General features: G+C 56.2%; 17 protein-coding genes. 2 read left to right on the top strand and 15 right to left on the bottom strand.

Features of this window, described 5'->3' with window-relative positions; translation table 11 throughout:
- Positions 1-129: 129 nt before the first annotated feature.
- The 11 genes from tpiA to leuS form a co-directional block, all read right to left on the bottom strand.
- On the bottom strand, positions 130-906 hold the full coding sequence (tpiA, locus tag O3675_RS00790) for a triose-phosphate isomerase (RefSeq protein ID WP_371570318.1): 777 nt from the start codon (positions 904-906) through the stop codon (positions 130-132).
- 244 nt (positions 907-1,150) lie between these two features.
- Entirely contained in the window at positions 1,151-1,753 is a 603-nt protein-coding gene (locus O3675_RS00785) for a histidyl-tRNA synthetase (RefSeq protein ID WP_371570317.1), read from the bottom strand.
- Between the two features lie 64 nt (positions 1,754-1,817).
- Positions 1,818-2,699 (bottom strand): DUF6318 family protein, encoded by an 882-nt coding sequence (locus tag O3675_RS00780; RefSeq protein WP_296548188.1) that lies wholly within the window; start codon positions 2,697-2,699, stop codon positions 1,818-1,820.
- 2 nt (positions 2,700-2,701) lie between these two features.
- Positions 2,702-3,301, bottom strand: coding sequence for a DUF6318 family protein (locus O3675_RS00775; RefSeq protein WP_294640968.1), 600 nt, complete (start codon positions 3,299-3,301; stop codon positions 2,702-2,704).
- Between the two features lie 58 nt (positions 3,302-3,359).
- Positions 3,360-3,536: a hypothetical protein gene (locus O3675_RS00770; protein WP_314928262.1), complete on the bottom strand. Its 177-nt coding sequence runs from the start codon at positions 3,534-3,536 to the stop codon at positions 3,360-3,362.
- A gap of 472 nt (positions 3,537-4,008) precedes the next feature.
- A complete protein-coding gene (locus O3675_RS00765; protein ID WP_371570314.1) occupies positions 4,009-4,860 on the bottom strand; it encodes a DUF6318 family protein in 852 nt (283 codons plus the stop codon).
- Between the two features lie 16 nt (positions 4,861-4,876).
- Entirely contained in the window at positions 4,877-5,467 is a 591-nt protein-coding gene (locus O3675_RS00760) for a DUF6318 family protein (RefSeq protein ID WP_371570311.1), read from the bottom strand.
- A 442-nt stretch (positions 5,468-5,909) separates the two neighbouring features.
- A complete protein-coding gene (gene pgk / locus O3675_RS00755; protein WP_005509129.1) occupies positions 5,910-7,133 on the bottom strand; it encodes a phosphoglycerate kinase in 1,224 nt (407 codons plus the stop codon).
- Positions 7,134-7,475: 342 nt separating this feature from the next.
- Positions 7,476-8,480: a type I glyceraldehyde-3-phosphate dehydrogenase gene (gene gap / locus O3675_RS00750; RefSeq protein ID WP_303977663.1), complete on the bottom strand. Its 1,005-nt coding sequence runs from the start codon at positions 8,478-8,480 to the stop codon at positions 7,476-7,478.
- Positions 8,481-9,102: 622 nt separating this feature from the next.
- A complete protein-coding gene (locus tag O3675_RS00745; protein WP_371570307.1) occupies positions 9,103-10,140 on the bottom strand; it encodes a DegV family protein in 1,038 nt (345 codons plus the stop codon).
- Positions 10,141-10,334: 194 nt separating this feature from the next.
- A complete protein-coding gene (gene leuS / locus O3675_RS00740; RefSeq protein ID WP_371570995.1) occupies positions 10,335-12,836 on the bottom strand; it encodes a leucine--tRNA ligase in 2,502 nt (833 codons plus the stop codon).
- A 228-nt stretch (positions 12,837-13,064) separates the two neighbouring features.
- On the opposite strand from leuS, the gene O3675_RS00735 reads away from it, so the two are divergent.
- On the top strand, positions 13,065-14,138 hold the full coding sequence (locus tag O3675_RS00735; protein WP_371570306.1) for an alpha/beta fold hydrolase: 1,074 nt from the start codon (positions 13,065-13,067) through the stop codon (positions 14,136-14,138).
- Between the two features lie 9 nt (positions 14,139-14,147).
- Positions 14,148-15,275 carry a glycosyltransferase family 4 protein gene (locus tag O3675_RS00730; RefSeq protein ID WP_371570304.1) on the top strand — a complete coding sequence of 376 codons (1,128 nt, stop codon included), beginning with the start codon at positions 14,148-14,150 and terminating at the stop codon, positions 15,273-15,275.
- A 258-nt stretch (positions 15,276-15,533) separates the two neighbouring features.
- Here O3675_RS00730 and O3675_RS00725 read toward each other — a convergent pair whose 3' ends face one another.
- The 4 genes from O3675_RS00725 to O3675_RS00710 form a co-directional block, all read right to left on the bottom strand.
- Complete coding sequence (locus O3675_RS00725) at positions 15,534-17,471, bottom strand: hypothetical protein (protein ID WP_371570302.1); 1,938 nt, start codon at positions 17,469-17,471, stop codon at positions 15,534-15,536.
- Positions 17,472-17,890: 419 nt separating this feature from the next.
- Positions 17,891-18,142: a hypothetical protein gene (locus tag O3675_RS00720; protein WP_049327136.1), complete on the bottom strand. Its 252-nt coding sequence runs from the start codon at positions 18,140-18,142 to the stop codon at positions 17,891-17,893.
- A 351-nt stretch (positions 18,143-18,493) separates the two neighbouring features.
- Positions 18,494-18,745, bottom strand: a complete 252-nt coding sequence (locus O3675_RS00715) for a hypothetical protein (RefSeq protein ID WP_049327135.1) — start codon at positions 18,743-18,745, stop codon at positions 18,494-18,496.
- A gap of 229 nt (positions 18,746-18,974) precedes the next feature.
- The gene (locus O3675_RS00710) at positions 18,975-21,563 is read right to left on the bottom strand and encodes an aconitase (protein WP_371570299.1); all 2,589 of its coding nucleotides are present in this window, start codon (positions 21,561-21,563) and stop codon (positions 18,975-18,977) included.
- Between the last annotated feature and the right edge of the window lie 56 nt (positions 21,564-21,619).

Here is a 21,619-nt window from a genome sequence, read left to right as displayed (position 1 = left end):
GCCGAAGCTCACGGACTTACGGAGGTGCACCCGTGAAGAAGCGCGGTTAAGTTAAAAGGCGCGGCGCCCGGTCGGGTGGGTACCCGCCGGGCGCTGTAACGCTATGAGACGCTATGCTGCGTCGGGGTTTTATGCGTCGAAGCGTGCGATTGCTGCGAATTCGTCAGCCTGCAGGGATGCGCCGCCGACGAGCACGCCGTCCACGTCTTCCTTGCCCATGATGGAGGGTGCGGAGGAGGACTTGACGGAGCCGCCGTAGAGAACGCGGACCTTCTCTGCAACGTCTGCGGAGTAGAGCTTAGCGATTTCTGCGCGGATTGCTGCGGACATTTCCTGAGCGTCGTCTGCGGTTGCAACCTTACCGGTGCCGATTGCCCAGACGGGCTCGTATGCGATGACGAGGGTTTCTGCCTGCTCTGCGGTCAGACCTGCGATGGAGCCGCGCAGCTGCTCGAGGGTGTACTCGACGTGGGTGCCTGCTTCGCGGATTTCGAGGGGCTCACCGACGCAGAGGATGGGGGTCAGGCCGTGCTTGTATGCTGCCTGGACCTTTGCTGCGCACAGCTCGTCGCTTTCGTGGTGGTAGGTGCGGCGCTCGGAGTGGCCGACGAGCACGAAGGTTGCGCCGAGCTTGGAGAGGAATGCGCCGGAGATTTCGCCGGTGTATGCGCCGGAGTCATGGACGGAGAGGTCCTGGCCGCCGTAGAGGATGTCCAGCTTGTCGCCTTCGACGAGGGTCTGCACGGAGCGGATGTCGGTGAAGGGCGGGAAGACGGCTACTTCGGTTGCGGAGAAGTTGAAGTTTGCGTCGTCGAGGGTCCATGCGAGCTTCTGGACGAGGGTGACTGCCTCTGCGTGGTTGAGGTTCATCTTCCAGTTGCCTGCGATGAGGGGCTTACGCGACATAGTTCGCTCCTTAGCTTTCCCGCGCGGTATGCCGGGCGGGGTTGTTGTTCGGAATTTTCCTTTTCTATTTTAGAGGGTTGGCGGCATATTTTCACTGGTTCGGCGCGGTTTTATGCTGTGCCTTGACTATTCTCACCCCGCGTTCGCTGATTGCGCGGAACCCCGGATACGAAGTACCGGCAGGGCGGAGCTTAGGGGGCTCTACCCTGCCGGTATTCTGCCGGTGGTGTTTGTCTGCGGTGTGTTAGTAGCGGCTACCTATGAGAGATGCAGTCAGACAAAAAAAGATAATGGTGATGATGATTGTATCGAGTGCCATCGCTCGTGCGCATTTGCCGAGAGACTGTGCCCAGGGTAGCTTGCGAGTGGCGATTGCTTCGGTAATCCAGGCGACGAGTGCACAGTAGGCGAAGGCGATGCACACCCAGATAATGATACTCGCAATAATCAGCAGGGTTGCGTTAGGACCTGTCGTATACGTCAGGTACAGCCACATTAGAGGTATCCCGCCGATAGACGCTCCAAGGGGAACCGCAACCAGAAGGCAGATAAGCGAGTAGAGGCCCATGCGCTTAGGCTCTGCGGGGGCGGGTGCTACCGCCTCGGCGGGAGCTGCGGAGGCGACACCAGCTGCAGCAGGGTCATGCTCGGGGCTCTGGAGGGCGGTTGCGGCAGGTGCCGCAGTGGCTTCTACCGTGGTGCTTTCTGCTGCGTTGTTCTGCACGGTATTTTCCTGTACAGCATTGCTCTGCGCAGTATTCTCCGGCAAGGGGTTGCCCTGCACGGTGCTAGCTTGCATGGTGCTATCCTGCGCGGGTGCGCCGGGGTTCTGGGGCGACTGTTCCATATGTCTCCTAGTGTGGTTGGTGTGGTTATTGGTGATGTCGTGCGGCTACCGGGAAGGCGGGTCCTTATACCTCTAGCCCTTCGAGGGAGAATCCCGGAGGGTACAGCGGCGTGGCGTCCTTATCGTCTTCCACCAGCACCCAACGGCCGCGCAGGTGCTCAGCACAGAGGAAAGCGTACTCTTCCTCACCGGTCTTCAAGAACTTATCGATGGGTAGCTTTTCCCCCGTTTGGGGCACATAGAAGACAGCTTCATCACGAATACGTCGCCTTGCCTGGTATCTCAATATCTGCCGACCATTCTTACTGCGGTCATTAATACCGGCGGTGGTAACCTGCAGGCGGTACACGTCCTGATTAGCAATAAGCCAGCCGCGGTTTTCCCGGTACAGCCGAAGAAGCTCAGGAGAAATGATCTCTTCGGGGTTGATCACTTCAGAGAGCGGTTTGGTATCTCCGGTGTAGTAGAAATAGTTCAGGGCGGCATAAAAGTACGCCTGAAAAATATAGAAACCACCGCGGTTATACTCATTCATTCCCGGCTGCAGAACGGGGTAGGGTACATTCTGGGCGGCGCGCTCTTCGGTGGCGGGCACGTACCTTCCGCTGCGTTCGTAGGCGGTGTACACCATAAACCCCGCTGCGCTTCCACGGTCTACGTAACCAGCATCAAACTTCTCATCAGGTTCTAGAGCGATTAGTGCCCTATCCCATTTAAGAAGACGCACTTCTTGCTTTTCCTCATTGGTGGCAAGGATACCGGCCTGTCGACCAACGAAGAGAGCGCCGAGGACTCCCACGCCCCCTATTGCGAGGGTACGACGAGAAAAACGGGGCTTTCGCGGCTCCGACTGATGAGCAAGTAGCTGACCAGAAGATACCGGATGAGCTTCCTGGGAGGAGTTCTGCTGGATGCTCGTCTCCTGTTCCTTACGTTGGGGTCCCATGGTTATACCTCCTTTTCAGGGATGAAGTGAATATCCCATCCGGGATCGAGGAAACGCGAGCGCAAGGTCCCGTGGATTGCTCCGTCGCGAAGGAGTCCGCGCGTGTCGAATTCGGCGATGGGCTGTAGCTGCCCGGTATCTTTCCGGAAAACTTTTGCTTCGGGAAGGATGTCGAATTTGACGTTCCAGTCGAAAATTTTTTGTTCCTCGTTATGGATGCGCGGTTGTGCTTCGAGAATGTGCATGGTCAAGATTTGTTGATTGGGGGTGATGACCCACCCTTTTCCGTCGTCAAAGATATCTTGGATGGCGGGAAAGAATAGTTCTTCGGCGGTCATTGCATATTCGAGGCGGCGCGAATCGGATGCCAAAAGCATATAGTTTTGGCATTGATAATAGTAGCTATTATAGAATTTCAAATCAGCGGACGTTAGAAATTTAGTAAACGTATAGCTGTAGTCTGGCGGCGGCGCAGAATATGCAGGGTGCTGCTGATTTGCCGGGGTGTAAATTCCAATCATGTCAGTATCGACAAGATGGTATGCACCCCTGTAGTCTTCTTGATTGAAGAATTTTTTAGTCCACTCCGGGTCGACAGTCATTTCCTCTCCTTCCTAAAATATATCTCTCATTACCTAACGCTAATTTGAATTCATGAATCTATTTCGTATATCCGGCAACAGAAGCACCCTTGGGCAATAAGAGATCGCCCTGCAGATTTTCGTCAACGCTTACCCAGCGTCCATCCAAAAACTCGCCGTAGAAATTTATAGTCGGGTGGCGGTCAGTATGAAACATATCCCGAAAATACTTCACTTCGCCGGTATCGCGGTACACAAAATAGGCGTCTCCATATATCGATAATTCCGTCTACATTTGTTGTGAGTTGAAATATCTAATGCATAAACATAAGAAGAACACTCATTGTTCAGGCAACAAATGAGATCATTAAACGAATAAATACCTTTAGCGAATCAACATCTGACTTGTCTGAGTTAGATGCTTGAACCGCATCGTGAGAACCTCAGCGCACTCACCTTGAAAAGATACAGGGACGGCATAAGCCTGAAAAGTAACCATATATTTAGCTTCCGGAAGTTGAAGTTGATGTGACGGTGAACGAGCTTCCTCGCCCACACCTCAAGGTAACACACGCACGTTCTGCACACGAACTCAGTAGGACGGATTCCACCCCCCCATTGCTCCCACCTCCCCTAGCCAACCGCGAAGAGCCCACCAGGAAAGCCCAGCAAGAAACCCCCGCCAGCGCAGTACCGAAAGTACTGCCCGGCGGGGGTTTCTAGAGAAGCTACAGCTGCCCGAATCCTTGCGGGTAGATCGGCTCGTAGGTGTTGCGGTTGCTGTAGCCGTCGCGGTCAACCACAATCACCCACTGCCCACGCAGATGCTCCACAGCCAGCGAGAAACGCCCCAGATACTTCAAATATTTGCGGATATCCTGCTTCTCCCCCGTCTCCTTAACGTAAAACGCAAGGTCCTTAGCCTTAGTCGTGTACAGGGTGCTCACCAGGATTTTTCGGCTCGTATTTTTAGCCTTTTCACCCGCGATAAGATCATCAGCAACATTGGCGCTCAGCACATTCTTATCAGCCGAAGTAACCCACCCGCGCTTCTCCCTGTACAGGCGAAGAATTTCGGGGTGCAGCACCTTTTCGGGGTCTGTAACCTTAGAAAGAGGCTCCGTGTCGCCCGTGTGGTAGAAGTAATTCATCGACGCAAAGAAGTACGCCAAGAATGCGTACAAGCCGGCGCGGTCGTAGTTATCCATTCCGGGCTGCTGAATAGGGTACGGCACGTTCTGCGCTGCCTGCGCCTCGGTGGCAGGAATGAAGCGCCCCTTACGTTCGAATGCCGTGTAGACCAGCGGCCCGGAGGAAGGCCCCAAGCTGTGGAGCTCATCGTACTTCTCCGTGGGTTCCAGGCGCACAAATTCCTGGTCACGCTTCTTATCGGCCTGGGACTCCAAGCCTGTCCCGTTGAACAGTTTAGTGCCCCAGCCAAAACCTATCGCGACGAGGGCGGCACCGGCGAACACGCCAGCTCGTATAAACTTGGCGCGAGAAATCATAGACCTCATGAGCGCTCGTTGCTCGTTGTATCCGGGTCCGCCGTATCCGGGTCCACCAAAGTTATTCGTCATGTTGCTCTCCCCTCCCCTAGCTCAAACTATTTTCTGGGATGAATTGGACGGGCCTCCACTCATTCGTGAATTGTGTGCGCAGAGTCCCGTGTATTGCACCGTCTCGGATCAGGCCGCGCGTATCAAAATCGGTGATGGGGTACACCTGGTTTGTGTCTTTGCGGTACACCTGAACTTCGGGAAGAATATCGAACCGCACGTTCCATTCCACAATTTTTAGCGTCTCGTCGATGAGGCGCGGCTGCCCCTCCAGAAGGTTCATGGTCAGAACCTTAGAGGCAGGCGTGATGACCCAGCCTTTACCCTCTTCGTAGAGGTCCTGAATGGCGGGGAAGAACATTTCTTCGCTGATATTGTCGATCCGCAGAACTGCCGGTTCCGAGGCGAGAATCATGTAGTTTTGGCAGGCGTAGTAGTAGCCCAGGTAGGGGCGCAGGTTTGACACCTTGTAAGTATTCGGCGTGTACCTCACGCCCGGGGCGGGTGCCGAGTAGGCGGGGTGGTCCCGGTTTGCGGGTGTGTAGGGCCCAATCACGCCATCGGCTACATACGGGTATGTTCCGGTGTAGTCTTTTTCGTCAAAGAGCATTTGAGCGTTGACGGTCATTCTTTGCCTCCTTGGATTCGATGTTGATTCGATGTTCACTAGTTGCCGTTTTCACGAGCTGCCGAGGTGGTCCTGGACTGCTCGGGCGGCTGGGTTCAGCACCTGGGCGTCTTCGCCCGCCTGTATTCGCTTGTCTGTATTTGTTTGCCTGTGGAGGTGCGTGCGCTCCCTGTTTCACTCCCCCGCAGTAACCGTATGGGTACCGCCCGGTGAGCACCGGGAACCTGTACATTTCCAGTCTAGTAAAGCCGCCTCCAACCCTCCCCGGTACAAGCCGCACACCCAGGGAACCCACAGCATATAGCCAGGAAACAGCCCCCCCCCGCATAGGGTAAGCCGGGCATGAGCGGGCATGCAGAAACCCCCACCGGAACGGTACCGAAATACCGCCCCAGCGGGGGTTCCTTACACTAAAACCGTGTACTAAATCTGTGCACCCAGATTAGGCGCCCAGTGCCTCCAGGCCGGGCAGGGTCTTACCCTCAATGTACTCGAGGGAAGCGCCGCCACCGGTGGAGATGTGGCCGAACTGCTCATCCTTGAAGCCCAGGTTACGAACTGCAGATGCGGAGTCGCCACCACCAATGATGGAGAATGCATCAGAGTCGACGATAGCCTGTGCCACCGCGCGGGTACCCTCAGCGAAGGGAGCAATCTCGAACACGCCAACGGGGCCGTTCCAGAAGATGGTCTTTGCAGCCTTAATCTTCTCAGCGAAGATTTCGCGGGTCTTGGGGCCAATGTCCAGACCCTCAGCCTCTGCACCCAGCTTGCCGCCGGTCAGATCCTCAATGGGGCGGATCTCGGTGTTAGCGTCAGCGGAGAATGCGTCAGACCAAACAACGTCAACTGCGGTGATGATCTCGGTGCCCTTCTCGGGAGCTTCCTTCAGGTAACGCAGAACGTTCTCGACCTGGTCCTTCTCCAGCAGAGACTGGCCAACCTCGTAGCCCTGTGCGTATGCGAAGGTGTAGCCCATACCACCACCAATGAGGATGGTGTCAGCCTTACCGATCAGGTTGTCAATCACGGCGAGCTTATCGGAAACCTTAGCGCCACCCATGACCACAACGAAGGGACGCTCGGGGTCGTTCAGGGTCTTAGCCAGAACGTCAACTTCCTTCTTCACCAGGTCACCCAGGTATGCGGGCAGGCGCTTAGCAACGTCGTAGACGGAAGCGTGCTTGCGGTGAACTGCACCGAATGCGTCGTTCACGTATGCGCCGTTCTCACCGGTCAGTGCGACCAGCTCGTCAGCGAATTCGCCGCGCTCTGCGTCGTCCTTGGAGGTCTCGCGTGCGTCGTAGCGGACGTTCTCAACGACCAGAACTTCGCCGTCAGCCAGGGCTGCTGCCTTAGCCTTTGCGTCCTCGCCTACCAGGTCGGTTGCAACCTTCACGGGCACGGATGCCAGCTCAGCCAGGCGTGCAGCTGCCGGTGCGATGGAGTACTGGGGGTCAACCTTGCCCTTGGGGCGGCCCAGGTGCGCGGTCACGATAACGCGTGCGCCAGCCTTGGCAAGCTTCTCAATGACGGGCAGGGATGCGCGGACGCGGCCGTCGTCGGTGACAACGCCGTCCTTCAGGGGTACGTTCAGGTCGGAACGGACGAGAACGTGGCGGCCTGCGACGCCTTCTTCGAGCAGTTCGGACAGTGCCTTAGCCATAGGAATTCCTCCTGGATAGGTGGGTTTATATACCGTTTCCATCATACCGAACATTAGGGTGATTGACAGCCTAGTAAATAGCTTTTATATGGTGTTTTTCCGCAGAATATCGCGGATATTCGCACTCTCTATCAGCTATTTTCTTACGGTATTTTTGACCCAAAAAGGGCGACGGAAAATAGTATGTTTATACATTTTGGGGTTTTATTAAGACCCTTTACACAGAGCCTTGGTACAGCAAACCCCGACTCCCCCGCTTGATGCGGTGGTGCCGGGGTTCACTATGCGTTAGTTACGCGGGGTGACGCTTACACTCAGTGAGCGTCGTAAGCCTATTGGGGCTTAGAGGGATGCCACAACCTTGTTGGTGAACATCACGAGGCGTGCAACGTAGCCGTACTCGTTGTCGTACCAAGCGATAACCTTCACCTGGTCGCCGATGACCTTGGTCAGCGGTGCGTCGAAGACGGTGGAGATGGGCTCACCCTCGATGTCCTTGGACACGATGGGATCCTCGTTGTACTTGATGATGCCCTTCATGGGGCCCTCAGCTGCTGCCTTGACTGCTGCGTTGACTTCCTCAACGGTGACCTCGCGCTCAGCGGTGAAGGTCAGGTCGGTGATGGAGCCGGTGATGGTGGGAACGCGGACTGCGAAGCCGTCCAGCTTACCCTTCAGCTCGGGCAGAACCAGGCCAACAGCTGCTGCTGCACCGGTGGAGGTGGGGACCATGTTCACAGCTGCTGCGCGTGCACGGCGCAGGTCGCGGTGGGGAGCATCCTGCAGACGCTGGTCAGCGGTGTATGCGTGGATGGTGGTCATCAGACCCTGCTTGATGCCGAATGCGTCGTTCAGGACCTTAGCCATCGGAGCGAGGCAGTTGGTGGTGCAGGATGCGTTGGAGACGATGTGGTGGTTAGCTGCATCGTACTGGTCGTCGTTCACGCCCATGACGAAGGTGCCGTCGATGTTCTTACCGGGAGCGGAGAGGATAACCTTCTTAGCGCCAGCCTCGATGTGTGCCTTTGCCTTGGTACCGTCGGTGAAGAAACCGGTGGACTCGAGGACTACGTCAACGCCCAGGTCCTTCCAGGGGAGGTTCTGGGGGTCACGCTCAGCGAGGATCTTGATTTCCTTGCCGTCAACAACCAGCGCGCCTTCCTTGACCTCAACCTCTGCGTTGAAGCGACCCATGATGGAGTCGTACTTGAGCAGGTGTGCCAGGGTCTCAACATCGGTGAGGTCGTTGATTGCGACGATCTCGAAGCCGACGCCCTCGGTCTGAGCTGCGCGGAAGAAGGTGCGGCCGATGCGGCCGAAGCCGTTGATTGCTACGCGTACAGTCACTGGAGTATCTCCTTGTCAGTGCGTTGGTGGCGGGGTACAAATCCGATGCCTTGTGGGCTCTGGTTTAGTCGGATTTGTCCGTGCTCTATGTTGCCCGGTGCGTTCCGCCGTTGTTGGTAATAATCCTACCCTAGTTTGTGTGTGTTTTGGTGTGTTATATCGAGAAATTTTTGTGAGTTGCGCCATAAAAACCGGCAAAAACCCGTTGTTTTCTGTTGGTTTGCGTTGTGTTCATGCTTAGAAAATGTTGCGATACGGTCACGGCAACATAAACACACATGAAACGCACATTTACTAAAAACCGCGCCATATCAAGGCAAAATCTGAGGGTAAAAAATACCCTTTCACCTGCGAATGGGTTTCAATGACGCCCCATGCGCTCGCACGCAGTGCAATTTCTCACGCGAAAACAGACGAGCCCAACGTAAGACACACCACAGCCTCAAAACGGGTTAAATACGCTCCCGGCACACAGTTTTCGTGTCGTGTTTCGTGTCGCCCGCGGCGCATCATACGGGAACACCGCGCAGGAACACCGCATGAGCACATCCGCGGACACACAGCACGAGCACACAGCACAGGCTCAACACGGGCACGCCGGAAAGGCAGCTAGTACACAGTCCTAATAAACAACCAGCGCCACAGCACCCAAGCCCGAATGAGCCGACAGCACCGGCGGTAGCGCGCTCACCAAAAATTCCGGCGCCGAAGAAGCGGCAGCGTCATGAACTAGGGAGCTCTCCCCCAGCATCTGCTGAACCTGCTCATACAGCTGCACCGCCTGCGCCGCATTGCCCACATGATGCACCGCAACCACCTCACCGCGCGGGGATGCGGCAAGCAAAGAACTAGCGGGGTCGGCGGCGGTAGAGCCCACTGAAGCAGAGCTGAGCGCAGCCGCATGCTGATGCTCACGGCAGGTCTGCACGGTCACCTCCACCAGGCGCTCCAGCGCGCGCGCCGCAGTGCGGGGGCGCTCCACATACGCCAGCTTGCCCTCGGTAATCGTGCCAATCGGCTTAATCTGGAACATCTGACCCACCATCGCCAACGCCGGGGAAACACGGCCACCGCGGCGCAACGCATCCAGGGTCGGGATATAGAAGTAGAGCGTGGACTGCTCGCAGACGGACTGAATGTAGTCCACCAGCTGCGCGGGACTCGGACATTCAACACTCGCGCCTGCGGATGCAGAGTTCAGCACCTCCAAGGCGCGCACCACCGCATGACCGTAGGCACCGGCGACCGTGCGGCTATCCACCACGGTCACGCCCGTAGAACCCAGGCGGCTCAGGCGGGCACCTGTGCGTGCCGCCTCCACCGTGCCCGAGAGCTCACCGGACAGATGCACAGACACCACATGCGTAAAACCTCGCGACTCCAGCTCGTCATACACATCAGCAAACACGCCCGGTGCGGGCCCGGAAGTGCTCACCGTCTGACCCATCACGTGCGCAAGCATAATCGCCTCATCCACCTCGGCGGCGGTCAAATCCTGCAGCTGACGATCCGGCTCACCGGGCGTGCGAATGGTCACCGGCATCGGAACCAGCATAAAATTACCGCGAGCGCTCAGGCGCTGCACGAGCTCCGGGTCGAGGGCGGCGGCGCTATCGGTTACCACGGCAATGCGGTTCTCTGCGTTATTTTCTCGCTCCATATTCCGACCCTTCTTCCGGTTCGTCAGTGCATGATTCGATGACGAACCCTCTCCTAGCGTTCCCTGAACATTATGGCACTCATCACTACTGCAGTACAGCAAAGCCCCGCCGCGCCTCCGGCACGTTCCATGAAACGAACCGAAGCCACAGCGGGGCTTGTACTTTATCTAAGAAACTTCTTTATCTAAGAAGCTTAGATCACGATGTTCACGAGCTTAGGCGCACGCACGATCACCTTGCGGATCTCGGCGTCACCAATCGAACGCTGAACAGCGGCATCCGCCAGAGCCAGCTCCTGAAGCTCCTGCTCGGAGATGTCCTTCGCAACCTCCAGGCGAGCCTTGACCTTGCCCTTAATCTGCACGATAGCGGTGACGGTGTCATCCACCAGCAGAGCCGGGTCAACCTCGGGGAAGCCCGCGGTCAGAACCGGGGTGTCGTGACCGAGAGCGTGCCACATATCCTCAGCGGTGTACGGTGCGTACAGAGACAGCAGAATCGCGATGGTCTCAGCAGCCTTACGGACAGCCGGGTCAGCCGCGCCAGCACCGGAGTCAATAGCCTTACGGGTAGCGTTCACAAGCTCCATGGTCTTAGCAACAACCACGTTGAACTTGCCGTTATCCAGCAGGCCCTGAACCTCGTGCACGGTGCGTGCAATCAGCTTCTGCAGCTCCAGGTCACCGGCGGTTGCATCAACGCCGGGTTCGCTGGTGACGTCCTGGGCCACACGCCATGCGCGAGCCAGGAACTTCTGCGAACCAGCCGGGGAAACATCCGCCCAGTCCACGTCATCCTCGGGCGGGGACGCAAAAATCATGGTGGTGCGGATAGCGTCCACACCGAACTTGTCGAGCTGCTCACCCAGGTTCACGCCGTTACCCAGCGACTTGGACATAGCCTTACCGCCGTTGAGCACCTGACCCTGGTTCATGAGCGCCTTGAACGGCTCATCGTGCTTAATCAGACCCAGGTCGCGAACAACCTTGGTGAAGAAGCGTGCGTACAGCAGGTGCAGAATAGCGTGCTCCACACCGCCAACGTACATGTCGACGGCACCCCACTCGCTCATAGCCTGCGGGTCGAAGGGGCCCTCATCGAAGTTCGGGGAAACGTAACGCAGGAAGTACCAGGAGGAATCCACGAAGGTGTCCATGGTGTCCGAGTCACGGCGAGCCTGCTTGCCACACTCGGGGCAAGGCACAACAGCCCAGTCATCGGCAGCTGCAAGAGGCGACTGGCCCTTAGGAGCCAGCTGCTCACCGCGCAGGTTATCGGGCAGCAACACCGGCAGCTGATCCTCAGGCACCAGAACCTCGCCACAATCCTCACAGTGAATCACGGGGATGGGGGTGCCCCAGAAACGCTGGCGGGACAGCAGCCAGTCACGCAGACGGTAAATGACCTTACCCTCACCGGTGCCGGCAGCCTCAACCAGCTCAATAGCCTTAGTGAGCGCCTCAGCCTTCGGCAGGCCGGTCAGCTCACCGGAATTGATGAGCACGCCGTCACCAGCTGCGGCAACACCGCTGGTAGCCGGGTCCTCAGCACCCTCAACGTCCAGGACCTTCACGATGGGCAGGTCGAACTTCAGGGCGAACTCAAGGTCACGCTGGTCGTGCGCGGGCACAGCCATAATCGCGCCGGTACCGTAGTCAGCGAGCACGTAGTCAGAAGCCCAGACGGGCAGCTTCGCGCCGGTCAGCGGGTTAATCGCGTAGCGGCCGGTGAACACGCCGGTCTTCTCGCGGTCGGAGGACTGGCGGTCAATATCGCTCAGTGCCTTAATGTCTTCGCGGTACTGCTCCAGGGCAGCCTTGTGCTCGGGTGCCACAATCTGCTCGGCGAACGCCGCATCCGCAGCAACCACGATGAAGGTTGCTCCGTACAGGGTGTCCGGGCGGGTGGTGAACACGGTGAAGGACTCAGCAGCCTGGTCCTCGGTCGCCTCAATCTCGAAGCGCACCTCAGCGCCCTCGGAACGACCAATCCAGTTGCGCTGCATGAGCAGAACACGGTCGGGCCACTTGCCCTCCAGCTGCTCCATGTCGTCCAGCAGCTGCTGTGCGTAATCAGTGATCTTGAAGTACCACTGGTTCAGCGACTTCTTAGTCACGGTAGTACCGCAACGCTCACACGCACCATTGACAACCTGCTCGTTAGCGAGCACGGTCTGGTCCTTGGGGCACCAGTTGACCATGGAGTCCTTACGGTACGCCAGGCCCTTCTTGTAGAACTGCTCGAACAGCCACTGAGTCCACTTGTAGTACTCGGGGTCCGAAGTGTGCAGGCGGCGGCTCCAGTCAGCGGCAATAGCGTAACGCTTGAAGGACTCAGCCTGAGTCTCAATGTTCTTGTACGTCCACTCCTTGGGGTGAGTGTCGTTCTTAATGGCTGCGTTCTCAGCGGGCAGGCCGAAGGAGTCCCAGCCAATCGGGTGCAGAACATCGTAGCCGCACTGCTTGAAGTAGCGGGCGTTCATGTCACCAATAGCGAATGCCTCCGCGTGACCCATGTGAAGGTCACCGGAGGGGTACGGGAACATATCCAGCACATACTTGCGGCCCTTGGGGGCGTCACCGGTGGGCTGGAAAACCTTCGTTTCGTCCCAGTAGGGGCGCCACTTGGCTTCCATAGCGCGGAAGTCGTACGCATTTTCGTTGCGTTCGGTCTCTACCTGAGCAGACACAGCGATTCCTTAAATAAAGACAGGTTGATAAAAACTTAACCCTCCAAGTGTAACGCGAAACCCGCACCGAGCCAGAGTTGAGGCCGCCTCGACTACCAAATGGACGGCACCGCCCGCCCGACCACCCGCCCAGCTGACGATGCGGGACGCAAGTTTCAGAGCCCTTTCAGGCTTCTCCCCTAGAATTAAGAACGGGACTTAGCCGTCCCAGTACCCAACCCGCGAAAGGTACCCATGACCTCCACCGTTACCCCGGACTCCCCCAACACCTCAGTTCTTGAGGGTGTGCCCGGCCCGCTCATTCCCGGCACCCGCCACGACGCCCTCATCGATGAGGGCGCGCAGGCGGTCATGACCCGCTACTGGCAGTACGGCAAAGGCATGAACGGCGGCACCTTCCCCGAAGGCTCCTACCCCGTGCTGCTCGTGCACGGCTTTCGCGGCGACCACCACGGCCTGGAAATCATCGCGAACTACCTGCTGAAGCTCATCCCGAACGTCAGCATCATCAGCCCCGACCTGCCCGGCTTTGGCCGCTCCGCAGACCTGCCCGAAAATACTCAGGGCAAAGACGCTCAGGGCGAAGACAACATCAATGCGTACGTGGCGTGGCTGAACAACTTTGTGGAGCACACCAACCCCGCCCGCGAGGATGCACAGCCCCTACCGCTGCACCTGGTCGGCCACTCCTTCGGCTCCATCGTCACCAGCGCCTTCGCCGCCGCACACCCGAACTCGCTCGCGCTCCTCTCGCTTATCAACCCGATTAGCGAACCCGCCCTCGAAGGCAGCCAGCGCGTCGCCTCCCGCCTCGCTTCCCTCTACTACCGTGCCGGCGCGGCACTCCCCGAAAAAATTGGCTACCCGCTGCTGCGTTCGCAGCTGATTACCCGCGCCTCCAGCGAAGTCATGATGCGCACCAAAGACAAGGCAATGCGCCGCTTCATCAACGGCCAGCACGCCGCCTACTTCGGCTCCTTCGGCTCCCGCCGCGGAGTGCTCAGCGCCTATGAAGCGTCCATTACGCACACCGCCGCCGAATACGCCGCCGCAATCCGAGTGCCGGTGCAGATGCTCGTCGCCGAAGACGACGACCTGGGTACCCCCGAAACAGCTCGCGCCATGTACGCGACGCTGACCTCCCGCGACCTGCCTGATTCCCGCAATCTACCCGCGTCTTCGTCCGGCGCCCGCGAGCGCCTGGACATGATCCCTGAAGTCGGGCACCTCATCCACTACGAAACCCCGCACCTGGCCGCGGAACTCATCGCCGATTTTGCCGCCGGCCACTCAGGGAACGAGAAGTAAGGAACCAACATGAAACTCATGGTTGACGCCCGATACACCCGTATCGGCTTCCACGACGGCATCAGCCGCTACACTGCGTCCCTGCTGGGCGCGCTCAAAACCCTCATCGATACCGGTGACGAAGCCGCCGCCGACCTCGACCTGACCATGATCATTAGCGACGAGCGTCAGCTGGAGATGCTGCCGGATTTGCCGCACGTGAAGATCTGCTCGCCCACCGGCCCGCTCGAGCCGACCGCCGCGTTGCAGCTGAACAAGTACGCGCCGGACGTGGTGTTCTCCCCCATGCAGACCATCGGCTCCACCGGACGCAAGTTCAAGCTGGTCCTCACCCTGCACGACCTGATCTACTACTCACACCCGACCCCTCCCGGGTTCCTGCCCGCACCGGTGCGCGTGGGCTGGAGGCTCTTCCACAAGACCTACACCCCGCAGCGCTTCCTGCTCAACCACGGCGACGCGGTCGTGACGGTTTCTGAGTCGACCGCCTCGCTAATTCGTGAGCACGAGCTGACCACCAAGCCGCTGTTCGTGGTGCCCAACGCCCCGCAGCCCGGCAGCGTCGTCTCGCGCCAGACCGCGCTGGAACGCGCCACCACGCGCGAAGAGCAGCCCGTCAAGCACCTGGTGTACATGGGTTCGTTCATGCCGTACAAGAACGTAGAAACCCTGCTGCTGGCGATGCGTTCCCTGCCGGATTACCGCCTGCACCTGCTGTCGAAGATGCCGCCGCAGCGTCTGGTGCAGCTCACCGACGAGCGCCTCATCGGTGAGAACGTGGAGGTGCATAACGGCGTGAGCGACGAGGAGTACCAGCAGCTGCTCCGCCAGGCGCACGCCCTGGTGACCGCCTCCCGCGAGGAGGGTTACGGACTGCCCGTGGTTGAGGCTCAGGCTGCCGGTTGCCCCGCGGTGATTAGTGACATCCCGATTTTCCGTGAGATTGCGCCGCACGCCGTGTTCGCGCCGGTTGACGGTGCCCCGGAGGCGCATGCCGCCGACTGGGTGAAGGCTATCCGCTCGCTGGAGGACACCGCCGTTCGCGAGCGCGTGATTATTGACGGCCTGTCGGATGTGCGCCGCTACTCCTGGCGCAATTCGGCACTCAAACTGCTGGAGGTCGTGCGCGGGCTCTAGAGCCTGCGTTGGGCAAAGAAATGCCGCCACGCTCCCCCGAAATTCGGGAGGGTGCGGCGGCTTTCTCATATTTAGTTTGTGGTTGCCGGTAGGGGTATGCGGCTTACGGTAGCGGTTCGCTGTCCCTTTCCTGAAAGACCGTATACAGGTTCCAGATAAAGTGTCTAAGTCTATATCTCTACAAGCATATAAATATCCAATCAGCTCAAGCGAAAGGAAAAGCAATATACTTCTAACACCACTCTATCGATTCGTAAATTATCTCATAAAACTCTTAATAAATTTAATCAGTTTTGCAATTAAAATCAAAACAACTATTACACCCATAATTAACGCAAGTTTTGACAAAAATCCAGGTCGCCCATAAATATTAATAAACAACAATGGTGCCATCAATATAATCGTTGAAAAGTCTACAGCAAAAAATGAAATAGCCCGGTACAACCTGGAGTTGAGGTCAACTTTCAAACAATAGAGGTGTATAAGCGTTTTGACAGCAAATCCTAAAATAAAATATGAAACATATTCAAGAAACACAAACATTGGCCCTGTATAAATTACAGCGTAAAAAGGAAAAGGAGCATCATATTCTTTATATGTATCCATAAGCACCTGGAATCCATAAATTCCAAGGAATATAAGCCATATCCAAAGCAGTTGATCCTTGCGACGATTTTTATTGAGATTCTTTTCAATATCTCGCAAACTAAAATTCTGAATTCTAGCACCTAAGCCCACCAGACAAGAAGAAGAATCAATAACAGTATTATTTTTCATATAGTATCCCATGTCGTGCGCAAAAATGACTCTCTTAAATATGTTATCTACTACAGATAGACCCAGAATACCTCCAACTCTAGCGTCATTTATATCTCTTGAATAAACAAATCTAGAGGTATTTCCAACAAGGTCTGCTGGATAATAAAATTCATAATGGGTTTCTTCACCTAGGTACCCAAGCTTGAATCCACTATTCAAGAACGTATATACAACAAGATATATCAAAAGAATTATAGCGATATTAATAAATATACACATTAAAATAGGGGTTCCGGATAGTCCACGCGTAATAAAAATGAACCCATTGTCCCACCTACACGAAAAAAATAGGGAAAGATTAAACCACAGTGTCACTAACTCTATAGATAGCAGTGAGAATAAAGTCAAATAAACCAAAATATCAATTTTAAATCTCCGTATAAAGCCGGGACAAGAATTTCCTCTGCCGCAATTCGTAGGTTTCTCAATGATTGACATAGGACCCAATCCACTACCCATGCCTACAAAATAGATTTTTCCATTAAAGCCACTCATTTGAGATACGGCTTTATGTGCCAAATACCCACCCATTGAATGAGACACAATTAATATATCGGTGCTTTCATTTATAAGCGAACGAATATCATTTGAAACCGTATTGGCATACTTCGACAAATGCCCCAATCTACTACTCTGCACCTGCCCCACCAGGGATCCAATATCAGGTAATTTTATAACCAAAAGACAAATCAAAATCAAGCCCAGAAAACAAAGTATTCCACCAACAACTGCCCAGTTTACTTCATTCTCACCCATAAAATCTCGAAAATAACTTGACCTAAAGGAAACATACATAAAACCCACAAATAATATAAAAGCTATGGTGGATACTCTTGGTTGTAAAATTTTTAAGAGGAATATCCTTAAAGCCGCTTGAGCTATATCAATAACCTCCTTAATAATCTCACAGAAACTCATATCCTGATTATTTATATTTTTTTCATGCCAATGGGATTCACGAAAAGCGATATTCTTATAGTTATCCAAATTTTGCAATTCTACATCTAATCCAACTAGAGAAGTATTAGTTTTCAAGCAATTTCGTTTTGTTGCTTTATAATACCCTTTAATAATACGAGTTGAACTATTAGGCAGATTCTGGGCAAGAATTTCTTCTAACTTATTTTTAATTGGCCAAAACATTGTCTCGAATGTGTCACCAGGCTTCTGTTTACCAATTCCGTGCACGAAAAGGACGCCTAAGTCATATTTTTTATTATTCTGATTGTTTTGGATGGTTGGCGCCTGAGATGTTTGCTTGTTCTGCGCTGCAGTATTTTCCGCTGTCGGGTTAAACAATTGCCCTTCAGAACTAACACCGGAATCTTTCGATGTCTCCTGGGGCCTTGATGAATCCTGTGACAACTCTTCTGTCATAGTCTTCCTCCTTGAAACTAGATGTACGTACGTCGTCATACAATGGCACTGGCCTCCTGCGGCCAGCCTCACCCATTATATAAATAATGTGAAGCAAACACTGGCATAAAGCCTTGTCGGCGCACGCTCAAAGCCAAAACATCAGCCTCACCTCTACAGCGAAAAAGGAAATGCCGCCGCACTCCTCCGAAACTCGGGAGGGTGCGGCGGCATTCTCGTATTCAATTCGTGGTCGCCGGGTAGCATATGTGGCTTACAGCGGCGATTCGCAAGGGCAGCTTGCGGCAAAGGTTAACGGCGGCGGTTCGCTACACACTTCCTCCGCGCCGACGCAGGGAACCCGCCCTCGCAGAGCTCGGGCACCCTGAGGGCGCATCCGGAAGGTGTAGCATCACCGCATCACACCGGAGCAGAAATCCTTAGACCGTAGCAAAGCTACCAGTACGAGCCGCTTCCTTCGCAGCCAGCTCATCCGCATGACCGTACGCGTAGAAAATCTTCGCGTCATCCAGCTCAGCAAAACGAGCCAGGTAGCGGCACACCGCGCCACGCTGAGCCTTCGTCATCGAGGACAGCAGTACAGGGTCAGGGTGAGTAATGCCGTTGTCGCGGCTCGGTGCCGAATTGCCGAACTCGGGCTCGTAATTAGAGGTGATATTGGTGAAACTCATCGGTGAGTACCTTTCCTTAGGGCGTTTCTTAGTGGAGCGCCGCAACAATGCAGACGCTACCGGAGGCAACACCGCGAAAAGAACCTACGGAGATCATCGGAAGTCTCTTCGCAGTAGTGGTTGTGATATCTCTAAACTACCCAAGAGCTAATCAATGTTCAAGAACCATCAGGGAACGCCCCCATAGTGGACACGTTCCCGGTTGTCAGGAAGAAATCAGGGGCATCATAGCGGCATGCGACCGCCGAGTTCACCACCGAGCTAAAACCCACCCGAAAGCCAGCCCGAAAAGCAGAAATGCTGCCGCACTCACGAGGAGTGCAGCAGCATTTCCAAAGCTAATTATGCAGGCTACGCCATAGTTGCGTAGAGACCACGTTCAGCGTCCTTACGAGCCAGCTCGTAAGCGTGACCGTACGCGTAGAAAATCTTTGCGTCATCCAGCTCAGCGAAGCGCGCCAAGTAGCGGTAAACAGCTCCTCGTTCTGCGCTGGTCATATCGGAAAGCAACACGGGGTCCGGGTGCATGACGCCGTAATTGTGTACAGAAGCAGACCCGCCGCATGCAGGTTCGTATGCGGGGGCGATCATAGTCTGAGTCACCAGTATTCATCTTTCGTTGGTGCGCACGGTTGTGAAGCGTGCGCGAAATTGAGTGATAGATACCGCCAATACCACCTCGACAAGCGCCGAAATAGTATCCGCAGTGCTGAATATATTACCGTGGATACGGAGACTACGCTAATTAGGAGCACCTAGAGCTACCATCAACCACTAAATGCACAAAGGTGCATAAAATGGCGGATGTGCACCCACGCCGAGCGAGACTAATCTATATCCCGTTCGCCTGTGCTGTACTGGTCTGGACTGCATAAGTTTGCGACGCGCCCTTCTCCCCTGCGCTCGCCACGGCTTCATCTTCGTCATCGTCCTCCTCACCATCAAGACCCAGAAGAGCCGTCACCATCGGCAAAGGATTGAACTCGCTCAGCTGACCCGTGCGGTCCACCTTACGCATCATGAACGCACGCTGCAAACGCCTCTGAGTCCACGGCGAAAGCACCATCATCAGCAGCGCCTCCACCACAAAAATGCCGACCAGAATCCACAGCAGCATATCCGAAGAACCCGCCTGCTCGCGCAGCTGCTGAGCATCCGCCACCAGACGGTCGAATCCCTCCGAATGCAGGCGCGAGGTATCGAGCCCAGTCAACGCGGACAGGCTCACCGGCGACGCCACATTCAGCAGCACCGACAGCATCAGCAGAAGCACCGCATACAGCCCGTAATGCATGGTGCGCATCAGCTTCTTCACGCGCGCAAAACCGCGGTTCAGTTCCGTACCAATATCGGTGAAAGCCGCCGCCTTCTGCGTCTGCTCGCCCTCCGGCATCATGTGCGGCACCAGGCGGTGCGCAAGCATCAACGGCACCGGCGAGCACGCATCAAAATACTGCATGTGACTATTCACCGACGGGCCCGGCAGGGTCACAAAGCTGACGTCTACATCGGCGGGCTGAGTAATATTCGACCTGCCAATACTGTCACCACGAGCGGAAATCTCGCACCGGTCAGCCACATCAAGATCCTGCAGCATCGGCGCGTAGGCGCGCACATACAGGTGGCAGGCGCTACGCACCGACATCATGAGCACCAGAATCAGCGCGCCCCAAAACGCCACGGAGGCGGCGGTCAGCTCAGGGACCGCGCCCTCAACACGCAACTGAGCCAGCAGCAGCATGAACACCGCGTACAGCATGAAAACGCCGTGCACGAAGAGCAACGGAATCAGCCACTTCACGTAGGCGCGCGTGCCGTACGGGTTGACCAGACGCACATCCTCCGGGGTGTTTACCGAGGTAGTTGCGGAGGTATCTGCGGAGGCGCTTTCCCGGGCGCTCTTGCGGCCAATACGCGCCCTACCCTTGAAGGCACCCGGCACGCTCGCAACCAGGGGTACCACGCTCAACGCTAGGGGCACCAGCATCGTATAGTGCAGCAGCGAACGGTACGGACCAAACAGCAGGGACGCCTCCACCAGCCACGAGAACGCCGCGACCGCGCTCACCCACAGAAGCATGGCGCGGTTACGGTAGCCGCCCGCAGCATCCAGGTGCCCCGGAGTGTCGTTACGGTCACTAGCGATAATGCCAATCGGGACCACGCCACTACCCAGGCCGTAGAAGAAACGAATCGGCTTCTTACCCGCCGCCGCACGACGACGCAGAAGCTCATAGCTCAAATACCCGCCCTGCGAATGGGCAATAATGCCCACCGCATCGCTACGGGAACTCAAATCGTCCAGCTGACGATCCAGACGCGCATAAATACGCTCCAAATCGCGCGACTCCGGGCTGGTCGCCGTCTGAATCAACTGCGTCGGAATAGCCTTCACCAGCGCCCACAGCTCACGGGCACGACGAGCCAAAACCCAGCCCACAATACCCAGGCCGAGCGCCGCCGCCAGACCCGTAAATGCACCCTGCGGAGTGCCCAGGGACGCCACAAAAGCATCACGGAACGTCATGAGCGCCATAGCCGCCAGCACCAGCCACAGCGCTACGTTCACGAATCGAGCAGTAGAACGCAACAGGTGCCCGGCACGCTCACGCCAGGTCACGCCGGGGCGCTCATAGTAGAAGCAGAACATCAAAAACAGCGGCAAAACCGACACCAACCAGGGCAAATGCTCCTTCAACGGGCGGTAATGTCTGGGCCGCCAGAAGCCCTCCTGAAAAAGGAGGCTGCGGCGTGTGATTGTGCGAACCGGGCGCGGCTTCGGCTGAGGCAGGCGCGGAAGCTCAAGATTAGGTAGCTCGATGTTCGGGAAATCAATGTTCGGGAGCTCTACCTTGGGAAGCTCAATTTTCGGCAGCTCAATCTTAGGGAGCTCCACTTTAGGCAGCTCAACCTTCGGAAGTTCAACTTTCGGCAGACTGATTCTTATAGATTCTTTGGGCTCGGAGGCTTCGGCGGGTTCTTCCTGCGGGCTTTCCTCAACCGGGTTGGCAGGGTCGGCAGGGTACTCCGTGCGCTCAATCGTCAACGAATACGTCAACTCGCTGTGGTGGCTCAGCGGGTTCACCTCAGCGGCAGGCGGGAGGGTATCACCGTCAGGAATCACCTCAACACGAACCCGCGCAGAAGCCTCCGCGGTGGGGTTCCCTTCGGAGAGCGCGACAGAATCCGTGTTCAGCGCCAGCAGAGTCTGCACACTATGCGCCACCGGCTTGCCAAAATACGCGAGCGTCTCGCCGTGATTCTGGTAGCCGATACCGTGAACCAGCAGCACCGCCGCATCATGGTGCTGGCCCTTGCGGTGCAGGGTACTCTTCGGATGCGCAGAAGCATACTCAGCCAGCCGTTGCTGCTCACCATCAGACAGCGCACTACCCTTCAGCAGATGAGGCACCTTCGACATACCTCTCACCTCCTCGCCTCTGCGCACAGCGCACCTGCAAACCCGCGTAGCTCAAC

The organism is Rothia sp. 27098_8_27, assembly GCF_041432805.1.
GTDB lineage: Bacteria > Actinomycetota > Actinomycetes > Actinomycetales > Micrococcaceae > Rothia > Rothia mucilaginosa.
The sequence above is the reverse complement of the archived record's forward strand: the minus strand, read 5'-3'. Positions and strand labels throughout refer to the sequence as shown.

Bases quoted from the DNA above. Each gene is read 5' to 3' on its own strand.
- tpiA (WP_371570318.1), bottom strand. From the start codon at position 906: ATGTCGCGTAAGCCCCTCATCGCAGGCAACTGGAAGATGAACCTCAAC.
- O3675_RS00785 (WP_371570317.1), bottom strand. From the start codon at position 1,753: ATGGAACAGTCGCCCCAGAACCCCGGCGCACCCGCGCAGGATAGCACC.
- O3675_RS00780 (WP_296548188.1), bottom strand. From the start codon at position 2,699: ATGGGACCCCAACGTAAGGAACAGGAGACGAGCATCCAGCAGAACTCC.
- O3675_RS00775 (WP_294640968.1), bottom strand. From the start codon at position 3,301: ATGACTGTCGACCCGGAGTGGACTAAAAAATTCTTCAATCAAGAAGAC.
- O3675_RS00765 (WP_371570314.1), bottom strand. From the start codon at position 4,860: ATGACGAATAACTTTGGTGGACCCGGATACGGCGGACCCGGATACAAC.
- O3675_RS00760 (WP_371570311.1), bottom strand. From the start codon at position 5,467: ATGACCGTCAACGCTCAAATGCTCTTTGACGAAAAAGACTACACCGGA.
- pgk (WP_005509129.1), bottom strand. From the start codon at position 7,133: ATGGCTAAGGCACTGTCCGAACTGCTCGAAGAAGGCGTCGCAGGCCGC.
- O3675_RS00745 (WP_371570307.1), bottom strand. From the start codon at position 10,140: ATGGAGCGAGAAAATAACGCAGAGAACCGCATTGCCGTGGTAACCGAT.
- O3675_RS00735 (WP_371570306.1), top strand. From the start codon at position 13,065: ATGACCTCCACCGTTACCCCGGACTCCCCCAACACCTCAGTTCTTGAG.
- O3675_RS00730 (WP_371570304.1), top strand. From the start codon at position 14,148: ATGAAACTCATGGTTGACGCCCGATACACCCGTATCGGCTTCCACGAC.
- O3675_RS00725 (WP_371570302.1), bottom strand. From the start codon at position 17,471: ATGACAGAAGAGTTGTCACAGGATTCATCAAGGCCCCAGGAGACATCG.
- O3675_RS00720 (WP_049327136.1), bottom strand. From the start codon at position 18,142: ATGAGTTTCACCAATATCACCTCTAATTACGAGCCCGAGTTCGGCAAT.
- O3675_RS00710 (WP_371570299.1), bottom strand. From the start codon at position 21,563: ATGTCGAAGGTGCCTCATCTGCTGAAGGGTAGTGCGCTGTCTGATGGT.